The 22,752-nt window shown below is 70.5% G+C and carries 18 protein-coding genes; 16 read left to right on the top strand and 2 right to left on the bottom strand.

All coding sequences use genetic code 11. The features are described from left to right. Nucleotides 1-7 precede the first annotated feature (7 nt). Complete coding sequence (locus AC5P1C_RS28295; RefSeq protein WP_493868770.1) at nucleotides 8-1,171, top strand: cysteine desulfurase family protein; 1,164 nt, start codon at nucleotides 8-10, stop codon at nucleotides 1,169-1,171. Nucleotides 1,172-1,449: 278 nt separating this feature from the next. After that, on the top strand, nucleotides 1,450-2,727 hold the full coding sequence (locus tag AC5P1C_RS28300) for a cytochrome P450 (RefSeq protein WP_493868771.1): 1,278 nt from the start codon (nucleotides 1,450-1,452) through the stop codon (nucleotides 2,725-2,727). Nucleotides 2,728-2,733: 6 nt separating this feature from the next. On the opposite strand, the gene AC5P1C_RS28305 is transcribed toward AC5P1C_RS28300, so the two are convergent. Next, a complete protein-coding gene (locus AC5P1C_RS28305; protein ID WP_493868772.1) occupies nucleotides 2,734-3,411 on the bottom strand; it encodes an N-acetylmuramoyl-L-alanine amidase in 678 nt (225 codons plus the stop codon). Nucleotides 3,412-3,472: 61 nt separating this feature from the next. Between AC5P1C_RS28305 and mnmA the strand changes: the two genes are divergently transcribed. After that, nucleotides 3,473-4,606 carry a tRNA 2-thiouridine(34) synthase MnmA gene (gene mnmA, locus AC5P1C_RS28310; protein ID WP_493868773.1) on the top strand — a complete coding sequence of 378 codons (1,134 nt, stop codon included), beginning with the start codon at nucleotides 3,473-3,475 and terminating at the stop codon, nucleotides 4,604-4,606. A gap of 16 nt (nucleotides 4,607-4,622) precedes the next feature. Here mnmA and AC5P1C_RS28315 read toward each other — a convergent pair whose 3' ends face one another. Continuing rightward, nucleotides 4,623-4,946 (bottom strand): DUF427 domain-containing protein, encoded by a 324-nt coding sequence (locus tag AC5P1C_RS28315; RefSeq protein ID WP_493868774.1) that lies wholly within the window; start codon nucleotides 4,944-4,946, stop codon nucleotides 4,623-4,625. Nucleotides 4,947-5,009: 63 nt separating this feature from the next. Between AC5P1C_RS28315 and AC5P1C_RS28320 the strand changes: the two genes are divergently transcribed. The 13 genes from AC5P1C_RS28320 (at nucleotide 5,010) to AC5P1C_RS28380 (ending at nucleotide 22,746) form a co-directional block, all read left to right on the top strand. Then, nucleotides 5,010-5,555: an LOG family protein gene (locus AC5P1C_RS28320; RefSeq protein WP_493868775.1), complete on the top strand. Its 546-nt coding sequence runs from the start codon at nucleotides 5,010-5,012 to the stop codon at nucleotides 5,553-5,555. A 33-nt stretch (nucleotides 5,556-5,588) separates the two neighbouring features. After that, on the top strand, nucleotides 5,589-6,278 hold the full coding sequence (locus AC5P1C_RS28325) for an SDR family oxidoreductase (RefSeq protein WP_493868776.1): 690 nt from the start codon (nucleotides 5,589-5,591) through the stop codon (nucleotides 6,276-6,278). Beyond that, nucleotides 6,275-7,273: a methionine synthase gene (locus AC5P1C_RS28330; protein WP_493868777.1), complete on the top strand. Its 999-nt coding sequence runs from the start codon at nucleotides 6,275-6,277 to the stop codon at nucleotides 7,271-7,273. The genes AC5P1C_RS28325 and AC5P1C_RS28330 overlap by 4 nt, the downstream gene beginning before the upstream one ends. Nucleotides 7,274-7,303: 30 nt before the next feature. After that, entirely contained in the window at nucleotides 7,304-9,487 is a 2,184-nt protein-coding gene (ligA, locus tag AC5P1C_RS28335; RefSeq protein WP_493868778.1) for an NAD-dependent DNA ligase LigA, read from the top strand. Between the two features lie 249 nt (nucleotides 9,488-9,736). Next, nucleotides 9,737-12,133, top strand: a complete 2,397-nt coding sequence (locus AC5P1C_RS28340; RefSeq protein ID WP_493868779.1) for a putative bifunctional diguanylate cyclase/phosphodiesterase — start codon at nucleotides 9,737-9,739, stop codon at nucleotides 12,131-12,133. Between the two features lie 144 nt (nucleotides 12,134-12,277). Continuing rightward, entirely contained in the window at nucleotides 12,278-12,574 is a 297-nt protein-coding gene (gene gatC, locus AC5P1C_RS28345) for an Asp-tRNA(Asn)/Glu-tRNA(Gln) amidotransferase subunit GatC (RefSeq protein WP_016642027.1), read from the top strand. 6 nt (nucleotides 12,575-12,580) lie between these two features. Next, nucleotides 12,581-14,086 (top strand): Asp-tRNA(Asn)/Glu-tRNA(Gln) amidotransferase subunit GatA, encoded by a 1,506-nt coding sequence (gatA, locus tag AC5P1C_RS28350; protein ID WP_493868780.1) that lies wholly within the window; start codon nucleotides 12,581-12,583, stop codon nucleotides 14,084-14,086. Nucleotides 14,087-14,091: 5 nt separating this feature from the next. Next, nucleotides 14,092-14,325 carry a hypothetical protein gene (locus AC5P1C_RS28355; protein ID WP_160507363.1) on the top strand — a complete coding sequence of 78 codons (234 nt, stop codon included), beginning with the start codon at nucleotides 14,092-14,094 and terminating at the stop codon, nucleotides 14,323-14,325. A 16-nt stretch (nucleotides 14,326-14,341) separates the two neighbouring features. Further along, entirely contained in the window at nucleotides 14,342-15,853 is a 1,512-nt protein-coding gene (gene gatB / locus AC5P1C_RS28360) for an Asp-tRNA(Asn)/Glu-tRNA(Gln) amidotransferase subunit GatB (RefSeq protein ID WP_493868781.1), read from the top strand. A gap of 331 nt (nucleotides 15,854-16,184) precedes the next feature. Further along, a complete protein-coding gene (locus AC5P1C_RS28365) occupies nucleotides 16,185-17,438 on the top strand; it encodes an SLC13 family permease (RefSeq protein WP_493868826.1) in 1,254 nt (417 codons plus the stop codon). Nucleotides 17,439-17,581: 143 nt separating this feature from the next. Further along, nucleotides 17,582-19,687 (top strand): phosphocholine-specific phospholipase C, encoded by a 2,106-nt coding sequence (locus AC5P1C_RS28370; RefSeq protein WP_493868782.1) that lies wholly within the window; start codon nucleotides 17,582-17,584, stop codon nucleotides 19,685-19,687. A 211-nt stretch (nucleotides 19,688-19,898) separates the two neighbouring features. After that, the gene (locus AC5P1C_RS28375) at nucleotides 19,899-22,196 is read left to right on the top strand and encodes an MMPL family transporter (protein WP_493868783.1); all 2,298 of its coding nucleotides are present in this window, start codon (nucleotides 19,899-19,901) and stop codon (nucleotides 22,194-22,196) included. After that, a complete protein-coding gene (locus AC5P1C_RS28380) occupies nucleotides 22,165-22,746 on the top strand; it encodes a GNAT family N-acetyltransferase (RefSeq protein WP_493868784.1) in 582 nt (193 codons plus the stop codon). Before AC5P1C_RS28375 ends, AC5P1C_RS28380 begins: the two co-directional genes overlap by 32 nt. Nucleotides 22,747-22,752: the final 6 nt, after the last annotated feature.

Below are 22,752 nucleotides of genomic sequence, written 5' to 3' on the forward strand. Positions count from 1 at the left end.
GCCCACCATGGCCTACCTCGACCACGCAGCGACCACTCCGATGCTCCCGGAGGCGATCGCGGCGATGACCGCCCAGCTCGCCGTCACCGGCAACGCGTCCTCCTTGCACGCCGCGGGGCGCCGGGCGCGACGCACCGTCGAGGAGGCCCGCGAGACGCTCGCCGAGTCCCTCGGCGCGCGCCCCAGCGAGACCGTCTTCACCGCGGGCGGTACCGAGGCCGACAACCTCGCCGTGAAGGGCCTGTACTGGGCTCGGCGCGATGCCGAGCCCGCGCGGACCCGGGTCCTGGCCAGCCCCGTCGAGCACCACGCCGTCCTCGACGCCGTGCACTGGCTGGGCGAGCACGAAGGCGCCACCGTCGAGTACCTCCCCGTCGACGCCTACGGCCGCGTGCACCCCGAAGCGCTGCGCGAGGCGATCGGGCGTAACCCCGACGACGTCGCCCTCGCCACCGTCATGTGGGCCAACAACGAGATCGGCACCATCCAGCCGATCCGCGAACTGGCCGATGTAGCAGGGGAGTTCGACATCCCGCTGCACGCCGACGCGGTGCAGGCCTTCGGTCAGCTGCCCGTGGACTTCGGCGCTTCCGGGCTCGCCGCGATGACCGTCTCCGGGCACAAGATCGGCGGTCCGTACGGCATCGGGGCGCTGCTCCTGGGCCGCGAGTACAGCCCCGTGCCCGTCCTGCACGGCGGCGGGCAGGAGCGTCATGTGCGCTCCGGGACGCTCGACGTGCCCGCGATCGCCGCGTTCGCCGTGGCGGGGCGGCACGCCGCGGAGCAGCGCGAGTGGTTCGCCCGGGAGATCGGCGCGCTGCGGGACGAACTGGTCTCCGCCGTGCGTGATGCGGTCCCGGGCGCGATCCTGGGGGGAGATCCGGTCGACCGGCTGCCCGCGAACGCGCACTTCACCTTCCCCGGCTGCGAGGGCGACTCCCTCCTTCTGCTGCTCGACGCCCAGGGCATCGAGTGCTCCACCGGCTCGGCCTGTACGGCGGGAGTGGCGCAGCCGAGCCATGTCCTGCTCGCCACCGGGACCGACCCCGACCTGGCGCGCGGCACGCTCCGCTTCTCGCTCGGGCACACCTCTACGAAGGCGGACGTGGACGCGGTGGCCCAGGCGATCGGTCCGGCGGTGGAGCGGGCGCGCACGGCCGGGCTGAGCTGAGACCGACGCCGGTCCGACGCCGGTCTGGTGCTGGTCTGGTGCCGGTTTGATGACGGTTTGGGCCGACAAGTGACCAGGGTGACGCTCGACTCAGTTGAATCCTCCCGGAGTTGATGCCGGTTTCAGCCGCTATAGGGCGGACAGGCGCCGGAGCGGAATTCGAGGCCCACAGCCCGCCGATCTATGCTTGCCGCTCGCGAGTCCGCTCCGCGCGTTCGGGGCTGCACGACAACCCCCCTTTTTTCGGGGCTGCACGACAACCCCTCATGGAGTTCACATTGAAGGCGAACCTCCGCTCTCGCATCGCCGCGCGACTCGGGCGCATATATCTCTCGCGGATCCAGAAGAACGGGATCAGCGCCTCCGCGATCTCGCGGCTGCCCGAGCCGCTGCTCGCCCCGATGCGACGCGACGGGCTCGACCCGGTCGCCCGGCTCACCGAGCACCAGGCGGAGCAGCCGATCTCCAAGGTGCCGCTGCCGTTCGGCATGGACGCCTGGGTGGTCACCGGCTACGACGAGGTGAAGGCCGTCCTCGGCGTGACCGACGCCTTCAGCAACGACTTCACGAACCTCGCGGGCAACGCCGGCGTCGTCGAGGAGCAGAACCCCGGCGGCCTCGGCTTCAGCGACCCGCCGGTCCACACGCATCTGCGCCGCATCCTCACGCCCGAGTTCACGATGCGCAGGCTGCGCCGCCTCACGCCCCGCATCGAGGCGATCGTCGAGGAGCGGCTCGACGCGATGGAGGCCGCCGACGGGCCCGTCGACCTCGTCCAGGCCTTCGCCCTTCCGATCCCCTCGCTGACGATCTGCGAGCTGCTCGGCGTGCCGTACGAGGACCGCCACGACTTCCAGCAGCTGGCCATGGAGCGCTTCGACCTCTTCGGCGGCGCGACCGCCCCCTTCGGGGCCATGTCCGCCTCGCTCTCCTACTTCCGTGACGTCGTCAAGAAGCAGCGCGAGAACCCGGGCGACGGACTGCTCGGCATGATCGTGAAGGAGCACGGCGACACCGTCGACGACGAGGAGCTCGCCGGTCTCGCCGACGGCATCCTCACCGGCGGCTTCGAGACGACCGCGAGCATGGTCGCCCTCGGCTCCCTGCTGCTCCTCCAGGCCCCGGAGACCGCCGCGCGGCTGCGCGAGGACGACGCGGCGGCCGCCCCCTTCGTCGAGGAGGCGCTGCGCTACCTCACGGTCGTACAGGTGGCCTTCCCGCGGTTCGCCCGGGAGGACATCGAGATAGCCGGGGTGCTCATCCCCAAGGGCGACCTGGTCCTGTGCTCCCTGAGCGGTGGCAACCGCGACGCCAGGTACACCCCCGACGGCGGCGGCTTCGACCCGCACCGCAAGGCCTCCGGCCACCTCGCCTTCGGCTACGGCATCCACCGCTGCATCGGCGCCGAACTGGCCCGCATGGAGCTGCGCGCCGCCTACCCGGCCCTCGTGAAGCGCTTCCCCGAGATGCGGCTCGCGCTCGCCCCCGAGGAACTCGCCTTCCGCAAGCTGTCCATCGTGTACGGCGTGGAGTCGCTGCCGGTGCACCTGCGGTAGGTCACCTCACTTGAGGGCGGTGCGGGCCTTGCGGACCAGCCGTATGTACCGGTCCCAGTCCCAGTGCGGCCCGGGGTCCGTGTGGTCCGTGCCCGGCACCTCCACGTGCCCGACGATGTGCTCCCGGTCCACCGGGATGTCGTACCGCTTGCAGATGCCGGCGGTGAGACGCGCCGACGACGCGTACATCGCGTCGGTGAACGAGGACTTCTTGTCGACGAAGCCCTCGTGCTCGATGCCGATGCTCCGTTCGTTGTAGCTCTTGTTCCCCGCGTGGAACGCCACGTCCAGCTCGCGGATCATCTGGGCCACGTGGCCGTCCTTGCGCACCACATAGTGGGCCGCCGCGCCGTGCGCCGGGTCCTTGAAGACCCTGAGCGCCGTCGCGTACCCGCCCTGTACGACGTGGATGACGACCATGTCGATGCCGTAGTCGTCGGGCCGGTCGGCCCGGCGCCAGTTGTAGTCGGACGCGGCGACCCACTGGGCGCCCTTGGCGTCGACCGCGCCCTCCTCGCGCTTCTTCACCACGCCCGGAAGGCGCCACCACAGGCGGCCCAGCTCGTCCGACGCGAGCGCGGCCGTGCCGACGGCCGCCGCTGCGCCGCCGATCAGGAGTGTCCGCCGGTTGACGCCGCGGCGCCCCCGCTTCTGCTCCGCCGTCGAGTCCTGTTCTTCCCCCATGTGATCGTCAACGCTTACTCACGGGCGTCTGGTTCCCGCGGGCCCGTACCCTGTTAGAGCTATGACTGAGACCCAGACCCCGCAGCGCCCCCGCCCCCTTCGCGTACTCGCCGCCATGTCGGGCGGCGTGGACTCCGCCGTCGCCGCCGCGCGTGCCGCCGAAGCAGGGCACGACGTGACCGGAGTGCACCTGGCACTCTCGGCGAACCCGCAATCGTTCCGCACGGGCGCGCGAGGCTGTTGCACCATCGAGGACTCCCGCGACGCCCGCCGCGCCGCGGACGTCATCGGCATCCCGTTCTACGTCTGGGACCTGGCCGAGCGGTTCCGCGAGGACGTGGTCGAGGACTTCATCGCCGAGTACGAGGCGGGGCGCACGCCCAACCCGTGCCTCCGCTGCAACGAGAAGATCAAGTTCGCGGCGCTCCTGGACAAGGCCCTCGCCCTTGGCTTCGACGCGGTGGTCACCGGCCACTACGCCACGGTGGTCGTGAACGACGACGGCACGCGCGAGCTGCACCGCGCGTCGGACATGGCCAAGGATCAGTCGTACGTGCTGGGGGTCCTGGACGACCGCCAGCTCGCCCACGCGATGTTCCCCCTCGGTGACACGCTCACCACCAAGGAGGAGATCCGCGCGGAGGCCGAGGAGCGCGGCCTTGCCGTCGCCAAGAAGCCCGACAGCCACGACATCTGCTTCATCGCCGACGGCGACACCCAGGGCTTCCTCGCCGACCGCCTCGGCAAGGCGGAGGGCGACATCGTCGACGCCGAGGGGAACAAGCTGGGCACCCACGAGGGCGCCTTCGGATACACCATCGGCCAGCGCAAGGGCCTGCGGATCGGCACCCCGGCCCCCGACGGAAAGCCGCGCTACGTCCTGGACATCTCCCCGGTGAACAACACCGTGACGGTCGGCCCGGTCGACGCCCTGGACGTCACGGGCCTGACGGCCATCAAGCCCCGCTGGTGCGGCGCGGCCCCCTCCGGGCCCGGCACGTACACCGCGCAGCTGCGGGCGCACGGCGGCGAGACGCCGGTGCGCGCGGAGCTGGTCGACGACGAGCTGGTGGTCTCCTTCGACGAGCCCGTACGCGGCGTGGCCCCCGGCCAGGCGATCGTGCTCTACGACGGCTCGCGCGTGGTCGGCTCGGCGACGATCGCGACGACGGAGAGGGCCACGGCCGTGGTCTAGGCCCTTCGGACGTGCCTCACACTGCTTCTACTTCGTAGAAGCAGAAGTGGTCCTTGATCTCGGCCACGGCCTCCTTCGGCTCCGGGTAGCCCCACACCGCGTCCTTCGCGTCCGGCAGCGACCAGTAGGAGGCCGTTCCCTTGAACGGGCAGTACGTCGTCGTGTCCGAGGGCGTCAGGAGACTGGTGCGTACGTCCTCCGGGGGGAGGTAGTAGCGCACCGGGTAGCCCGTCTCGCGCAGCAGCAGCGGGCGGCTGCTTTCGGCCACCACCTGGCCCTCGTGCATCACCCGTACGGTGTCGGTGCCCTGCTCGATGGTGATCTTGTGTCCTGCAGTCACAGCGGTCTCCTTCTGTGAGCGGCCGCGTCCCTATCAGTCTGTGCCGGATCGTACGGTGAGGCCATGAACATCTGTGTCTTCCTCTCCGCAGCCGACCTCCCCGACCGCTACACCCGCCCCGCGCGGGAATTCGCCGAGCTGCTCGGCAAGGGCGGCCACACCCTGGTGTGGGGCGGTTCGGAGAGCGGTCTGATGAAGGTCGTCGCCGATGGTGTGCACGAGGCGGGCGGAGGGCTCGTCGGCGTCTCCGTGGACTTCCTCGCCGCCAAGGCCAGGGCCGTCACCGCGCCCGACGAGATGGTGATCGCGCGTGACCTCGCCGAGCGCAAGGCGCTGCTCCTGGAGAAGGCCGACGCGATCGTGATCATGGTCGGCGGCACGGGCACGCTGGACGAGGCCACCGAGATCCTGGAGCTGAAGAAGCACGGCAAGCACACCAAGCCGGTGGTCCTGCTCAACTCGGCGGGCTTCTACGACGGCTTGAAGGAGCAGTTCCAGCGCATGGAGGACGAGGGCTTCCTGCCGGTGCCGCTGACCGGTCTCGTCTTCTTCGCCGAGGAGCCGGTCGGCGCGCTCGCCTACCTGGAGGAGTGCATGGGTACGCGCTGATCTGCGAGCCTGTCGGGGTGCGACGATGTACGCATGGCAACACATGTGATCACCGGGGCCGGCTCCGGCATCGGCGCGGCCGTCGCCCGCCGCCTCCACGCACGCGGCGAGGCACTCGTCCTGCACGCACGGGACGCGGGCCGGGCGAAGGAACTGGCCGCACAGTTCCCCGGGTCAACGACGCTCGTGGGCGACCTCTCCGACCCGGACAAGCTCTCCTGGGCCTTCGGCCACCAGTCGCTGCCCGACCGGGTGGACTCCCTGCTGCACATCGCGGGCGTCGTCGACCTGGGCAAGGTCGGTGACCTCACCCCCAAGTCCTGGCGTCATCAGCTCAACGTCAACCTCATTGCCCCCGCCGAGCTGACCCGCCACTTCCTGCCCCAACTCCGCGTCGCCCAGGGCCACGTGGTCTTCGTCAACTCGGGCGCGGGCCTGAGCGCCCACGCCGACTGGTCGGCCTACGCCGCCTCCAAGCACGGCCTCAAGGCCCTCGCCGACGCCCTGCGCGCCGAGGAGCACGCGAACGGCGTCCGCGTCACCTCCGTCTACCCGGGCCGCACGGCGAGCGCCATGCAGGCCAAGGTCCACCAGCAGGAGGGCAAGGCGTACGACCCCTCCCGGTTCATCGACCCGGAGTCGGTCGCCACGGCGATCCTGATGGCGATCGACCTGCCGCGCGACGCGGAGGTCAACGATCTGACGGTGCGGCCGGGACAGTGAGCACGCATCGTTGGGGCGCCGCGACCGGCATCGGTTCCATGCCGGGCGGCGACGCGCGTGAGGCCGCGAAGACCGTCACGGGCAGCTTCGAGGAGTTCCCGTACCTCGCCGAGCTGCCCGCGCGGGGGCCCGGCGCCGACATGATCGGGCGGACGGCCGGAATGCTGGTCGAGCTCTACGCGCGCGTGGAGCCCAGCGGCTGGCGCATCGGCGACCGGCCGGGACGGGACACGCGCCGCGCCAAGGCGTGGCTCGGCGAAGACCTCGACGCCCTGGAGGAGTTCACCCAGGGCTACGAAGGGCCGGTCAAGGTGCAGGCCGTCGGGCCGTGGACCCTGGCCGCGGCCCTGGAGCTGAAGAACGGCGAGGCCGCGCTCTCCGACCCGGGCGCCTGCCGTGACCTGGCCGGATCCCTCGCCGAGGGCCTGCGCGCCCATCTCGCTGACCTACGCCGCCGTATCCCTGGCGCCCAGATAGTGCTCCAGCTCGACGAACCCTCGCTCATGGCCGTGCTGCGCGGACACATCAAGACGGCGAGCGAGTACCGCACCCACCGCGCCGTGGACCGGCAGCTGGTGGAGAGCACCCTGCGCGAGGTCATCGGCGTCCACGGGGACGGTCCCGCGGTCGTGCACTCGTGCGCGCCGGACGTGCCGTTCGCACTGCTGCGCAGGGCCGGGGCGGACGCCGTCTCGTTCGACTTCTCGCTGCTCACCGAGCGTGACGACGAGGCGATCGGTGAGGCCGTCGAGGGCGGCACGAAGCTCTTCGTCGGTGTCGTGCCGGGCGTGGACGACCCATTGTCAGACCCTGCCGGTAGCGTCATGGGTGTCAGGACGCTGTGGCGCAGGCTGGGGCTGAATCCGGGTTCTCTCGCGGAGTCGGTCGTGGTCACCCCGTCGTGCGGGCTCGCGGGGGCTTCCCCCGCGTACGCGCGCGCGGCGCTCGCCCACTGCGCCAGGGCGGCGAGATCACTCGCGGACAACCCTGAGTAATTGGGTATGACGTAACGGGAGGACGAAACGGTGGCTGTCGAACAGCAAGGCTCTGTGCCCGCCGAGGCACGGGATCAGCACGCCCAGCTGGCCGAACAGATCGAGGAGCACCGCTTCCGGTACTACGTGAACGACCAACCGGTCGTCAGTGACGCCGAGTTCGACAGGCTCCTTCGCTCGCTCGAGGCCCTGGAAGAGCAGTACTCGGAGCTTCGTACGCCCGATTCGCCCACCCAGAAGGTCTCCGGGGCGTACGAGACCGAGTTCACCTCGGTCCAGCACCGCGAGCGCATGCTCTCCCTGGACAACGCCTTCGACGACGAGGAGCTCGCCTCCTGGGCGGACCGCGTCGCCAAGGAGGTGGGCGCCAGTGACCACCACTTCCTGTGCGAGCTGAAGGTCGACGGCCTCGCCGTGAACCTCACGTACGAGGACGGCAAGCTCACCCGCGCGGCGACCCGTGGCGACGGCCGCACCGGCGAGGACATCACGCCGAACGTCCGCACGATCGCGGACATCCCGGACCGCCTCAAGGGCGACAAGATCCCCGCCCTGGTCGAGATCCGCGGCGAGGTCTTCTTCCCGATGGAGAAGTTCGAGGAGCTGAACGCCCGCCTGGTGGAGGCCGGCGACAAGCCCTTCGCCAACCCGCGCAACGCGGCGGCGGGTTCACTGCGCCAGAAGGACCCGCGCGTCACGGCCACGCGCCCGCTGCACATGGTGGTGCACGGCATCGGCGCCCGCGAGGGCTTCGACATCGACTGCCTCAGCCACGCCTATGACCTCCTGCGCGACTGGGGCCTGCCCACCGCCCAGCACAACAAGGTGGTCCAAGGGCTCGACGGCGTGCGGGAGTTCATCACGTACTTCGGCGAGAACCGCCACTCCGTGGCGCACGAGATCGACGGCGTCGTGGTGAAACTGGACGAGATCCCGCTCCAGGGCCGCCTCGGCTCCACCTCGCGCGCCCCGCGCTGGGCGATCGCCTGGAAGTACGCCCCCGAGGAGGTCAACACTAAGCTGGTGAACATCCGCGTGGGCGTCGGCCGCACCGGCCGCGTCACGCCGTACGCCCAGGTGGAGCCGGTCACGGTCGCGGGATCCGAGGTCGAGTTCGCCACCCTGCACAACCAGGACGTGGTGAAGAAGAAGGGCGTCTTCATCGGGGACACGGTCGTCCTGCGCAAGGCGGGCGACGTCATCCCCGAGATCCTCGGCCCCGTGGTCGATCTGCGGGACGGCACCGAGCGGGAGTTCGTCATGCCCGCGGAGTGCCCGGAGTGCGGGACGGCGCTGCGGCCGATGAAGGAGGGCGACATCGACCTCCGCTGCCCCAACGCCCGTTCCTGCCCCGCTCAGTTGCGTGAGCGGCTCTTCTATCTCGCGGGCCGCAAGAGCCTGGACATCGAGAACTTCGGGTACGTGGCCGCTGCCGCGCTCACCAAGCCCCTTGAGCCGTCCGAGCCGCCGATCCTGGACGAGGGCGACATCTTTGACCTCACCATCGAGCGTCTCCTGCCCATCAAGGCGTACGTACTGGATCAGGACAGCGGACTGCCCAAGCGGGACCCCAAGTCGGGCGAGGAGAAGATCGCCACGGTCTTCGCCAACCAGCAGGGCGAGGCGAAGAAGAACGCCCTCTCGATGCTGGAGAACATCGCGGCCGCCAAGGATCGCCCGCTCGCGCGGATCATCACCGGCCTGTCCATCCGTCATGTGGGTCCGGTCGCCGCGGAGGCGCTCGCCCGCGAGTTCCGGTCCATCGACCGCGTCGAGCAGGCCACGGAGGAGGAGCTGGCCGCCGTCGAGGGCGTGGGCCCGACCATCGCCGCATCCCTGAAGCAGTGGTTCGAGGAGGAGTGGCACCGGGAGATCCTGCGCAAGTGGCGCGCGGCCGGCGTACGGACGGAGGAAGAGGGCGGGGGAGAGGACGAGGGGCCGCGACCGCTCGAAGGCCTCACCGTCGTCGTGACCGGAACACTCGAACACCACACACGGGATGGCGCAAAAGATGCGCTCCAGAGCCGGGGTGCAAAGGTGACCGGTTCCGTTTCCAAGAAGACAGCTTTCGTAGTTGTGGGTGACAATCCCGGATCGAAGTACGACAAGGCGATGCAGTTGAAGGTTCCGGTTCTCAACGAGGAAGGCTTCGCCGTCCTGCTGGAACAGGGGCCCGACGCGGCGACGGAAGTCGCGCTTCCGACCGAGGAGTAGCGGTTGAAGGCCACCCGTTCAGCGCATACCAGAGGCATACGGGTGGCCGGGTCGCATTCGGGCAACCGTAGTGGACCGCTGCCCGTAGAAGCCTTCTGCGGCCTACTGTTGAGGTGTGCGCCTGCCGTGCCCCGCTGCGATTGGGGTATCCCCTGCTCATCGGGAGCATGGGGAAGGAGAGTCAGACGCGGCTGACTTCTGGAGCGAGTCCGCGTGGCGTGGGCACCGCCGGCTGTGAGAGGGACGGGAATGGAACCGACCGAGAGCGCCGCACCGGACTCCCGGCTGCGCGCGCGCCTGCGGCGCGGACCGGGCGCGTGGCTCAGCGGACGCAGAGCGGCACGGGAGACACGCGAGGCCGAGAGCGGGCGCCCCGCCGTCCCGAGCACCGCAGTCGAGCGACGCGAACGGGCCTGGAGCACCGTCGGAGGCTACGGCACGCAGGAGCTCGGCGTGGGCGAGGCAGCGGGCGGCAGGGACGCGGTGGTGTCCGGTGGCGCGCAGCCGGGCGGGGACGGGCGGCGCAGGACGCTGTGGCGCGGTGCCGAGGCGCACGGCCCGGACGACCCGGCCGACGAGCGCGACCCCTGGCCGGTGCTTCCGGTTGCCGTCGTGACGATCGCCGCGGTGGTGCTCGGCACGGGCTTCTTCCACGCCTTCACGGGACGCGGCGCACTGTTCCCCTCCGGCACGGTCGGCTGGTCCCTCGCCGTCCTGACGGGCCTCATCGTCGGCCACCTCGTCGCGCTCGGCCGCGACCGCTGGTGGGGCGGCACCGGGTCGGGCGGCGCCCTCACCGTCGCCGTTCTCCTGCTGTACGGCTGGGTACCCGCCGGCATGGTCAGCCTCACCGTCGTCGTCCTGGTCGGCATCGCGCGCCGCCACCGCTGGCGCCAGGGCATCCTGCACGGTGCCGTGGACATCCTCGGCATCGGCGCGGGCGCGCTCGCCATGGCCGCGTTCGGCACGGCGCCCTCGCCGCAGTCACCCTGGCTGCCCGAGACCTGGGACCTGTACTCGGCCCCCGAAGTGGCCCTCGCCGCGGTCGCCTATCTCGTCGTCACCCGGGTCCTGCTCTGGTACGTCCACGCGCCGCGCACCGGCGCGCTGCCCACGGTCACCCGCACCGCCCTGGTCAGACAGGGGCTCGTCGGCGTCGCGCTGCTCGGCATCGCCCCGCTGATCTGCGTGGTCGCGGCCTCGACGCCCATCCTTCTGCCACTCTTCGCGATCCCCCTCGTCGCGCTCGACTCGACGCTGTGGATCGCGCGGGCCAGGGCCGAGGAGCAGCTGCGTGACCCGCTCACGGGCCTGCCCAACCGGCAGTGGCTCCTGGAGCGGACCTGGACGGCCCTGGACGACGCCGAGCGGATCGGGGCGCGGTCCGCCCTGATGCTGATCGACATGGACCGCTTCCGTTCGGTGAACGACACCCTCGGCCATCTCGCGGGCGACCGGCTGCTCCTGCAGATCGCCGACCGGCTGCGGCTCGCCCTGCCGCGCGGCGCGGAGGCCGCACGGCTCGGCGGCGACGAGTTCGCCGTCCTGCTGCCGGTCGCCGACTCCACGACGTCCGCCACCCGAGTGGCCCGCTCGCTGGTCGCGGCCCTCGGCTCGCCCCTCGATCTCGACGGCCTGACGCTGGTCCTGGAGGCCAGCGCAGGGCTCGCCGTCTTCCCCGACCACGCGATGGACGCCGAGGGCCTGCTGCGGCGCGCGGACGTCGCGATGTACCAGGCCAAGCGGGACCGCACGGGGGTCGAGGTGTACGAGTCCAAGCGGGACTCCAACACCCCGGACCGGCTCGGCCTGTTGGGCGACCTGCGCCGGGCACTCGACGCGGGTGATGTCGAGCTCCACTACCAGCCCAAGGTCCAGTTCGACGGGCGGGTGGCGGGGCTCGAAGCACTGGTGCGGTGGGTGCACCCCGAGCGCGGGAAGGTGCCGCCGGACGAGTTCATCGCCATCGCCGAGTCGTCCGGCCTCATGCCGCACCTGACGGAGTACGTCCTGGAGACGGCCCTCGGCCAGGTGGCGAAGTGGCAGGCGATGGGGCTCAAGGTCCCCGTCGCGGTGAACGTGTCACCCCGCGACGTCCACACGCCCGGCTTCGCCGGAGCTGTCGCGGCCCGCCTCGCCCGGCACGGAGTACCGGCAGGGGCACTGCAGTTGGAGATAACGGAACACGTCCTGCTCGAGGACCCGCAGCGGGCCGCGGACACCCTGGCGGGCCTGACCGGCCACGGGGTCAAGATGTCGCTCGACGACTTCGGTACGGGGTACTCGTCCCTGGTGCATCTGCGGCGGCTCCCGGTGAGCGAGCTGAAGATCGACCGGTCGTTCGTGGCGCGCCTGGCCGTCGACAACGAAGACGCGGAGATCGTCCGCTGCACCGTCGACCTCGCGCACTCCCTGGGGCTGCTCGTCGTCGCCGAGGGCGTCGAGGACGACGAGACGTGGGAGCGGTTGCGCGACCTGGGATGCGACGCGGTGCAGGGGTGGCTCGTCGCCGCGGCGATGCCGCCGGACGAGACGACCGCCTGGCTGCGGGCGCGGGGATCCCGCGGCTGGCGCAGGCCCGTGGACGTCGCCGCGGAAGAGGCCGAGGCGGCTCGCGCGGCCGCGGAGGCGGACGCCGTGAAGTAGCCGCGGGAGCGGCCGTCCGCCGGGGGTGGGGCGACGGTCCGGGCCCGTCCGGGCCCGTGCCGGGACAATCCGTTTCACGCGCACGGGGTGCGGCCCCATAGGATTGGGCCACAAACCACACACTCACCCCCAGAGGATCGCCGCATGCCTGGCATTACGCGCGAGGAGGTCGCCCACCTCGCCCGCCTAGCACGTCTTGAGCTGAAGGACGAGGAGCTCGACCACTTCGCCGGACAGCTCGACGACATCATCGGCGCGGTAGCCCGCGTCTCCGAGGTCGCCGACCAAGACGTACCGCCGACCTCCCACCCGCTGCCGCTGACGAACGTCATGCGCGCGGACGAGGTCCGTCCGTCGCTCACCCCCGAGCAGGCGCTCTCCGGAGCCCCGGCCCAAGAGCAGCAGCGTTTCAAGGTGCCGCAGATCCTGGGGGAGGACTAACCCACCATGACGGACAGCAAGATCGACATCATCAGGCTCACCGCCGCCGACATCGCCGCCAAGGTGGCGTCCGGCGAGCTGACGGCCGTCGCCGTCACCGAGGCCCACCTCGCCCGCATCGAGGCCGTCGACGAGAAGGTGCACGCCTTCCTGCACGTCGACCGCGAGGGTGCCCTCGCGCAGGCCCGCGCCGTCGACGCCAAGCGGGAGAACGGCGAGAAGCTCGGCCCGCTGGCCGGCGTCCCGCTCGCGCTCAAGGACATCTTCACCACCGAGGGCGTACCGACCACGGTCGGCTCGAAGATCCTCGAGGGCTGGATCCCGCCGTACGACGCGACCGTCACGCGCAAGCTGAAGGAAGCCGACGTCGTCATCCTCGGCAAGACCAACATGGACGAGTTCGCCATGGGGTCCTCCACCGAGAACAGCGCGTACGGCCCCACCGGCAACCCCTGGGACCTCACCCGCATCCCCGGCGGCTCCGGCGGCGGCTCCAGCGCCGCCCTCGCCTCGTACGAGGCCCCGCTCGCCATCGGTACGGACACCGGCGGCTCCATCCGCCAGCCCGCGGCCGTCACCGGCACGGTCGGCGTCAAGCCCACCTACGGCGGCGTCTCGCGCTACGGCATGGTGGCGTTCTCGTCCTCCCTCGACCAGGGCGGTCCCTGCGCCCGCACGGTCCTGGACGCGGCTCTGCTGCACGAGGTCATCGCCGGGCACGACGAGCTCGACTCCACGTCCATCGACGCCCCGGTCCCGCCGGTCGTCGAGGCGGCGCGCAACGGCTCCGTACAGGGCATGCGCGTCGGCGTCGTGAAGCAGTTCGCCGGCGAGGGCTACCAGGCCGGTGTCGTCCAGCGCTTCCAGGAGTCCGTGGCGCTGCTCAAGGAGCTCGGCGCCGAGATCGTCGATCTTGACTGCCCGTCCTTCGACCTGGCGCTCTCCGCGTACTACCTGATCGCGCCGAGCGAGTGCTCGTCCAACCTGGCCCGCTTCGACGCCATGCGCTACGGCCTGCGGGTCGGCGACGACGGCACGAAGTCCGCCGAGGACGTCACCGCGCTGACCCGTGAGGCCGGCTTCGGCGACGAGGTCAAGCGCCGCGTCATCCTGGGCACGTACGCACTGAGCTCCGGCTACTACGACGCGTACTACGGAAGCGCCCAGAAGGTCCGCACCCTGATCACGAAGGACTTCGAGAAGGCCTTCGAGCAGGTGGACGTGATCGTCTCGCCCGCGACGCCCACCACCGCCTTCCCGATCGGCGAGCGCGCCGACGACCCGATGGCGATGTACCTCGCGGACGTGTGCACCATCCCGTCGAACATGGCGGGCAACGCCGCCATGTCGCTGCCCTGTGGCCTCGCGCCGGAGGACGGCCTGCCCGTCGGTCTGCAGATCATCGCCCCGGCCATGAAGGACGAACGCCTTTACAAGGTGGGCGCTGCCGTCGAGGCCGCCTTCGTGGAAAGGTGGGGGCACCCGCTGCTTGAGGAGGCACCGTCACTGTGAGTCCCATGACTGCCAAGGCCAAGGGCTTCAAGAAGTCCAAGCCCGGCGCGTACCTGTCGATCGCCACGACCGCCTTCGGCGCGGTCTCCGTCGTCAAGCAGGCCCGTATGGCCCGCAAGGACAACGACACGCTCCGGCTCATCGACGCCGCTGTCTCCGCCGCCGCCATCGCCACCGGCCTCGCTCTGCTCCTTCGTGAGCTGAAGAAGCTCGGCGACGACGACGTCCTGCTGGGTTGAGAGGGAAAGTTTCACCGTGACTGTCACGACTGACCTGGTGTCGTACGAGGATGCCCTCGCGACGTACGACCCCGTCATGGGCCTCGAGGTCCATGTCGAGCTGGGCACCAAGACCAAGATGTTCTGCGGCTGCTCCACCGAGCTCAAGCAGGGCGCCAACAGCCAGACCTGCCCGACCTGTCTCGGCCTGCCCGGCGCGCTGCCGGTCGTCAACGAGATCGGCGTCGAGTCCGCCATCAAGATCGGCCTCGCGCTGAACTGCGAGATCGCCGAGTGGTGCCGTTTCGCCCGGAAGAACTACTTCTATCCGGACATGCCGAAGAACTTCCAGACCTCTCAGTACGACGAGCCGATCGCCTTCAACGGCTATCTGGACGTCCAGCTGGAGGACGGTGAGGTCTTCCGCGTGGAGATCGAGCGCGCCCACATGGAGGAGGACACCGGCAAGTCCACGCACGTCGGTGGCGCGACGGGCCGTATCCACGGCGCCTCGCACTCGCTGCTCGACTACAACCGCGCGGGCATCCCGCTCATCGAGATCGTCACCAAGCCGATCGAGGGTGCGGGCGAGCGGGCTCCCGAGGTCGCCAAGGCGTACGTCGCCGAGCTGCGCGAGGTCATCAAGGCGCTCGACGTGTCCGAGGCCCGCATGGACAAGGGCCAGATGCGCTGCGACGTGAACCTCTCCCTGCGTCCGCACGGGCGCGAGGAGTTCGGTACGCGCTCGGAGACGAAGAACGTCAACTCGCTCCGTTCCGTGGAGCGTGCGGCGCGGTTCGAGATCCAGCGTCACGCCGCCGTCCTGAACGGCGGCGGAACGATCGTCCAGGAGACCCGTCACTTCCACGAGGACGACGGCTCCACGACGTCGGGCCGCATCAAGGACAACGCCGAGGACTACCGGTACTTCCCGGAGCCCGACCTCGTCCCCGTCGCCCCGGCCCGTGCGTGGGTCGAGGAACTGCGTGCCGGTCTCCCGGAGATGCCGCGCGTGCGCCGCAACCGCCTCCGCGAGGAGTGGGGCGTCTCGGAGCACGACATGCAGTCGATCCTGAACGCCGGTGCGGTCGACCCGATCGTCGCCACCATCGAGGCGGGCGCCGACTCGGCCGCCGCGCGCAAGTGGTGGATGGGCGAGATGGCGCGTGCCGCGAACGAGTCGGGCAAGGCCCTTGAGGAGCTGCCGGTCACCCCGGCGCAGGTCGCGCGCGTTGCCGAGCTCGTCGCCAAGGGCGACCTGAACGACAAGCTGGCCCGCCAGGTCTTCGAGGGCGTCCTGAACGGCGAGGGCACGCCGGACGAGGTCGTCGAGAAGCGCGGCCTGAAGGTCGTCTCGGACGAGGGCGCCCTGACGACCGCGGTGGACGAGGCGATCGCGGGCAACCCCGCCATCGCCGACAAGATCCGCAGCGGCAAGGTCGCGGCGGCCGGTGCGCTGGTCGGCGCGGTCATGAAGGCGACCCGGGGCCAGGCCGACGCGGCCCGCGTCAAGGAACTGATCCTTCAGAAGCTGGGCGTGGAGGGCTAGCCTCTCCGGCTCGTACGGGATCCAGGGCGGCGTACCTTTCGCGGGTGCGTCGCCCTGCGCGTGCCCGAGCCTGAACCGCCGCTTCGCGGCGGATCTTTCCCGCCCGCCAACCCGATTGCCCCGGAGCGATCAAGTGGGGGCAGGGCGCTGCTCGTCGTCGCCTCCGTGTCGGCTCGCGTCGCGAACGCGCGCGGGCGTGCTTCCGCGAGGCGCTGACCGGCCGGGTCGAGCCGTGGTTTTCCTGCCGCCAAGTCCCGCGACCGCCGCGGCTCACGCTGTGGAGCGTCCGCCCCGCCGAACCACTTGAACCACTCGGGCCACGGAGCGTCCCCTGAACACCGTCACCGCCGAGATCCTCTCCGTCGGCCTGCTTCTCGCTGTGCTCGCGTTCGCCGTCATACGGCCCAAGCAGTGGCCCGAGGCAGCCGCCGCGCTGCCCGCCGCCGGGATCGTCGTGGGGGTCGGGGCCGTCTCGCCGGAGCACGCGCTCGCGGAGGTGCAGAGTCTGCTGCCCGTGGTCGGGTTTCTCGCTGCCGTGCTCGTGTTGGCACAACTCTGCGCTGACGACGGGCTGTTCGCCGCCGCCGGGGATCTCGTCGCCCGGCTCTGCGGTGGACGGACCAGGGCGCTCCTTGGCGGGGTCTTCGGCGTTGCCGCGGCGATCACCGCCGTGCTCAGCCTCGACGCCACCGTCGTCCTGCTCACGCCGGTCGTCTTCGCCACCGCCGCCCGCGTCGGGGCCCGGCCGCGCCCGCACGTCTACGCCACCGCTCACCTGGCCAACTCGGCGTCGCTCCTGCTGCCGGTCTCGAATCTCACCAATCTCCTCGCCCTCACCGCCAGCGGTCTGAGCTTCACGCGGTTCGCGCTGCTCATGGCGTTGCCGTGGCTGGTCGCCATCGGCATCGAGTACGTCGCCTTCCGGCGGTACTTCGCCGCCGATCTGGACGCGGGCGCCCTCGAGCCCAAGGAGACCGAACCGGCCCCTGTGCCGGTGTTCACCCTGATCGTGCTCGGGCTGACGCTCGCCGGGTTCGTGGTGACCTCGCTCGCGGGCCTCGAACCCCTGTGGGCCGCACTCGCCGGGGCGGCGGTACTCGCGAGCCGTGCGCTGCGACGGAAACGTACGACCGCCACCGGACTCGTCCGCGCCGCGAGCCCGCTGTTCTGCCTGTTCGTGCTCGCGCTCGGCGTCGTCGTCAAGGCAGTGGTCGACAACGGCCTCGGCTCCGGCATCGAGTGGCTCCTGCCGGACGGCGCCTCGCTGCCCGCGCTGCTCGCCGTGGCGGCCGTCGCCGCCGTGCTCGCCAACCTGATCAACAATCTGCCGGCGATCCTCGCCCTGCTGCCCGCCGTCGCACCCGCGGGACCAGGACCCGTCCTGGCCGCGCTCATCGGCGTCAACATCGGCCCGAACCTGACGTACGTCGGCTCGCTCGCCACCCTGCTGTGGCGCCGCATCCTGCACGACCACGGAACGGACGCCGAGTTGGGGACCTTCACCCGCCTCGGCGTGCTGACCGTGCCCCTCGCGCTGGCAGTGGCGACCGTCGCGCTGTGGGCGGGCCTGCTGATCGGCGCCTGAGCCCCGCCAACTACCGCCCTGCCCATCCGTTCATACCGACTTCGTCCTCAAGTCTTCACAGGGATACCCGACTTCACTAGCGTCCCGGCCGAGCAGACCAATGGATCAGCGGAGAACCATTGGCCGTCGACTGGAGGTCGTACGTGTCCCCGGAGATATCCCGCAGGCGGCTGATGGCAGTCGGTGGTGGCGCACTCGGCGCCGCCGCAGTCGGTTCGTTCCTGCCGCCGTCCCTGCAGCAGGCCTTGGCGGACGACCGGCACAAACCCGGCGGCGGAGGGCTCGACTCGATCGAGCATGTCGTCATCCTGATGCAGGAGAACAGGTCTTTCGACCACTACTTCGGCGCCCTGCGCGGCGTACGGGGCTTCGGCGACCGCAATGCCGTCCGGCTCCCCGGCGGGAAGTCCGTGTTCGAGCAGCCGGGCGGCCTGGGCACCGTCCTGCCCTTCCCCGTCCGCGAGGCCGCGGCGGCGCAGAAGAAGGACCTGCAGTACATCGGCGCCCTCGACCACTCCTGGAGCGGCGGCGCCAAGGCCTGGCACGACGGTTGGATGGACGGCTGGATCACCGCCAAGACCGCCGCGACCATGGCGTACTACACGCGCGAAGACATCCCGCTGCACTACGAACTCGCCGACGCGTTCACCGTCTGCGACGCCTACCACTCGTCCATCCACACCTCCACGAGCCCCAACCGCAACCACCTGTGGAGCGGCAAGACGGGCTTCGAGGCCGACGGCACCCGGGCCGTCGAGAACGACGCGTACGACGAGGGCAAGCACCCCGGATACGACTGGGGGACGTACGCCGAGCGCCTGGAGAAGGCGGGCGTCAGTTGGCAGACGTACACGGAGTGGGAGAACTTCACCGACAACCAGATCGAGTTCTTCACCACCTTCAAGGCCATCGCCCGCAAGGTCCTCGCCAAGACCGGCCTGACCTTCATGGAGGCCTTCTACGCCAAGGTGCGCGACGCCAAGGACGACGCCGAGCGCGCGAAGCTGCTCGCCACCCTGGAGGAGGGCGTCGCGACCCTCACGAAGGCGGAGAAGTCGCTCTTCGAGCGCGGCCTGCGGCGCGTGCCCACCGGCAAGCTCGCCGAGGCGTTCGCCAAGGACGTCGCGGGCGGCAAGCTCGCGAAGGTCAGCTATCTGGTGCCCTCCGCCCTGGACTCCGAGCACCCCAGCGTCTCCTCGCCGATCCACAGCGCGACCATCGTCTACAAGGTCCTCGACGCCCTCGCCTCGCACCCCGAGGTCTGGCGCCGCACCGCCGTCTTCATCAACTACGACGAGAACGACGGCTTCTTCGACCACGTCCCGCCGCCCGTCCCCGGCGGCGACAGCGACGCGGCGAAGGAGGAGCGCTGGGACGGGAAGCCGACCGGCCTCGGCGTGCGCGTGCCCATGCTCGTCGTCTCGCCCTGGACCGTCGGCGGCTACGTCTGCTCCGAGGTCTTCGACCACACCTCCGTCGTACGTTTCCTGGAGAAGTGGATCGGCGTCCGGGAGCCCAACATCGGCGCCTGGCGCCGCCAGGTCACCGGCGACCTCACCTCCGCGTTCGACTTCAGGCGCGGCCACCGGCAGCCCGAGGTCGACCAGCCGGGCGCCGTCCCGGAGTTCAGTGGCCGCTGGTCCCCGCAGCCGCCCCTGAAGCAGTCCATGCCGGTCCAGGAGCCGGGCACCCGCCGCGCCCGCCCGCTGCCCTACCAGCCCGACGCGTACGTGAAGCTGGGCGAGAGCGGTGCTCTCTCGGTGCGGCTGCGCAATGGCGGACGCTCCAGCGCCCACTTCGCGCTCTATCCGTACGCCGGTGAATTCACGGCACCGCAGCACCAGGACGTCGTACGCGAGGGCTCCTGGACCGTTCCGGTGCCCAAGGACGCGTACGACTTCACGATCACGGGGCCGAACGGCTTCCGGCGCGAGTTCGCGGGCGGCAAGGACGGCACGGCGCGGCTCGCCTCGGCGATCACCCGCCGCGAGATCCACGTCACCCTCGCCAACCGCGGCGGCAAGGAGCTGACCTTCAGGGTCGAGCCACTCGGATACGTGGACGAGGCGGACGTCAGGAAGCGGACGCGGACCGTCCGCGTCAAGGCGGGCAGCAGTCGCACGATCGCCTGGCACACGGGTGAAGAACACGGCTGGTACGACATTCAGGTCACCGCTGCGGGTGATTCCGCTTTCCGGCGACGGCTGATGGGGCACATAGAGGACGGACGCGCGAGCGTATCGGGCTGAATCACCGGTTCCAGGTGTGCGAGGTCCCGATGGGGCCTCGCACACCTTTTGTGAACTTGTGAGGAAGCACACGAACGGGACCAACGATCTCCAGAGGCTGCCAAAGTGTCTCTGGCGCTTATGTCGTCGCTCATGCGTTCTTTGCGGGCTGTTCAGTTCATTCAAGACGGTTCCCGATAAAGATCCACGAAACATCCCAGGGAGCCGGTCAGTGTCAGCACTCGCACGGTGGTGTGTACAACACCGACTCCTGGCGGTTCTCCTCTGGCTCGTGGCCCTCGGCGGCGCCGCGAGCGCCGCGGCCATCGCCGGATCCTCGTACTCGAACGACTACGACGTACCGGGCACCGAGTCGGGCCGCGCGACCCAGCTCCTGAACGAGGGCTTCGAAGGCCTCGGTGGCGACAGCAACACCGTCGTCTGGAAGACCGAAGCGGGCACGACCGTGCGCGCGGCCGACGTCGAGCAGACGATGACCGACGCCCTCGACACGATCGAGGACATGCCCGCGGTCGCCTCCGTCAGCAGTCCGTACGCACCGGGCGGCGCCGCACAGATCAGTGACGACGCCCGTATCGCGTACGCGAACGTCACCTTCCACGAGCAGGCCGACGCCGTCGACAAGGCGGACGCGCAGGCCCTCGTCGACACCGCGCAGGCCGCCGATTCCGACAGCCTGGACGTAGCGCTCGGCGGCAGCGCCGTCGGCCTCACCGAGTCCAAGAGCGCGCAGACCGCCGAGATCGTCGGGGTCGCCGTCGCCGCCGTCGTGCTCTTCCTCGCCTTTGGTTCGCTCGCCGCCTCGATCCTGCCCATCGCCACGGCGCTGGTGTCGGTCGGCACGGCGTACGCGGGCATCGTGCTGCTCGGGCACGTCATGACCGTCGCGGACTTCGCACCGATGCTGGGCACCCTGATCGGGCTCGGCGTCGGCATCGACTACGCGCTGTTCATCGTGACCAGACACCGCAAGGGCCTCAAGCAGGGCCTGCCGGTGGCCGTCGCCGCCGAGCGCGCGGTCGCCACCACCGGGCGTGCGGTCGTCTTCGCGGGCGCCACCGTGTGCATCGCGCTGCTCGGCATGCTCATCCTGCGGCTCAGCTTCCTCAACGGTGTCGCGATCGCGGGATCGCTGACCGTGCTGCTCACGGTCGCCGCATCCGTGACCCTGCTGCCCGCCCTTCTGTCCTGGATCGGCCCGCGCGCGCTCAGCCGCCGCGAACGCCGCGCCCTGGACGAGCACGGCCCGGCCCCTGAGCTGCCCACCGGGCTCGCCGCCCGCTGGTCCGCGTTCGTCGAGCGGCACCCGAAGCTGCTCGGCGGCGTCGCCATCGCCGTGATGGCACTGCTCGCCCTGCCCACGCTCTCGCTGCACCTGGGCACGTCCGACCAGGGCAACAACCCGGCGTCTGCCACCACGCGGCAGGCCTACGACCTGCTCGCTGACGGCTTCGGGCCCGGCGTGAACGGCCCGCTCACGCTCGTCACCGACGTCGGGGGAGCGGGCGACCGGCTCGCCCTCACCAACCTCGTCCCCACGCTCGAATCGGCCAAGGGCGTCGCCTCCGTCAGCCCCGTCACGTACGACGCGGACGGCACGGCCGCCCACATCACCGTCGTACCGGACTCGTCCCCCCAGTCCGAGCGGACCAGCGACCTGGTCGACCGGCTGCGCGACGACGTGCTGCCCATGGCCGAGGCCGACACCTCGCTCGACGTCCAGGTCGGCGGTGTCACGGCGAGCTACGACGACTTCGCGGAGATCATCGTCGGCAAGCTGCCGCTCTTCGTGGGCGTGGTCATCGGCCTCGGCTGCGTCCTGCTGCTTCTCGCCTTCCGGTCCATCGGTATCCCGCTGAAGGCCGCCGCGATGAACGTGGCGGCCGTGGCATCCGCCTTCGGGGTCGTCGTCGCGATCTTCCAGTGGGGCTGGGGGAGCGAGCTGCTCGGCCTTGGCTCCGCCGGACCGATCGAACCCTTCCTGCCCGTGATCATGGTGTCCGTCCTCTTCGGGCTCTCGATGGACTACCAGGTCTTCCTGGTCAGCAGGATGTACGAGGAGTGGCTGGAGACCGGTGACAACCGGCGGGCGGTGCGCGTCGGCCTCGCCGAGACGAGCCGCGTGATCAACTCCGCGGCCGTGATCATGATTTCGGTCTTCCTCGCCTTCGTCCTGAGCGGCGACCGGGTCATCGCGATGTTCGGCATCGGACTCGCGGCGGCGGTCGCGCTCGACGCGTTCGTCCTGCGTACGTTGCTGGTGCCGGCCCTGATGCACATGCTGGGCGGCGCCAACTGGTGGCTGCCGCGCGGCCTCGACCGCTGGCTGCCGCGCATCAGCATCGAGCCGCCGGAATGTCGTTCGAATGCGGACGTCGTGGGTGCGAGGATCCCAGGGGACCTGGACCCCCAGGACGACTCGGACGCGGTTCCGGACGGACTGCCGGACGGGTTGCCGGACGGATTGAAGGAGCGGGATGTTCGCGATATCGCTGGGCGAGGGCGCTGAGCTGAGGCCCATCGAGCCCTGGCAGGCGCAGGAGTTCCTCACACACATCGAGCGGGCGCGTGAGTACGCCGGGCCGTGGGTGCCCCTGACCGTGCGGACCAAGGACCTCGAATCGGGGCGGGAGGTGCTCCAGATGTTCGCCGACAGGCAGGCCGCCGACACGGGGCGCCTGTACGGCATCTGGCTGGACGGCACGCTCGTCGGCGGAGTGCTCTTCCGGATCTTCGACACGGCCACGGAGAGCTGCGAGGTCGGCGTCTGGCTTGAGCCGTCGGCCGCCGGGCGCGGCCTGATCACCAAGGCGAGCCGGGTCCTCATCGACTGGGCCGTGTACGAGCGCGGGATGCACCGCGTGGAGTGGATGGTGTCCACCGCGAACGGCCCCAGCATCGCGGTCGCCAAGCGGCTCGGGATGACCAAGGACGGGGTGCTGCGGGAGTCCTTCCCCTGGCAGGGGGTGCGGCACGACATGGAGGTGTGGTCGGTGCTCGCGCCGGAGTGGCGCAAGGCGCGGGAGGCGCGTGATGCCGGGGGCTCGGGGGGCTCGTGAGCCGGG

It is taken from the genome of Streptomyces sp. A18, from assembly GCF_059026065.1.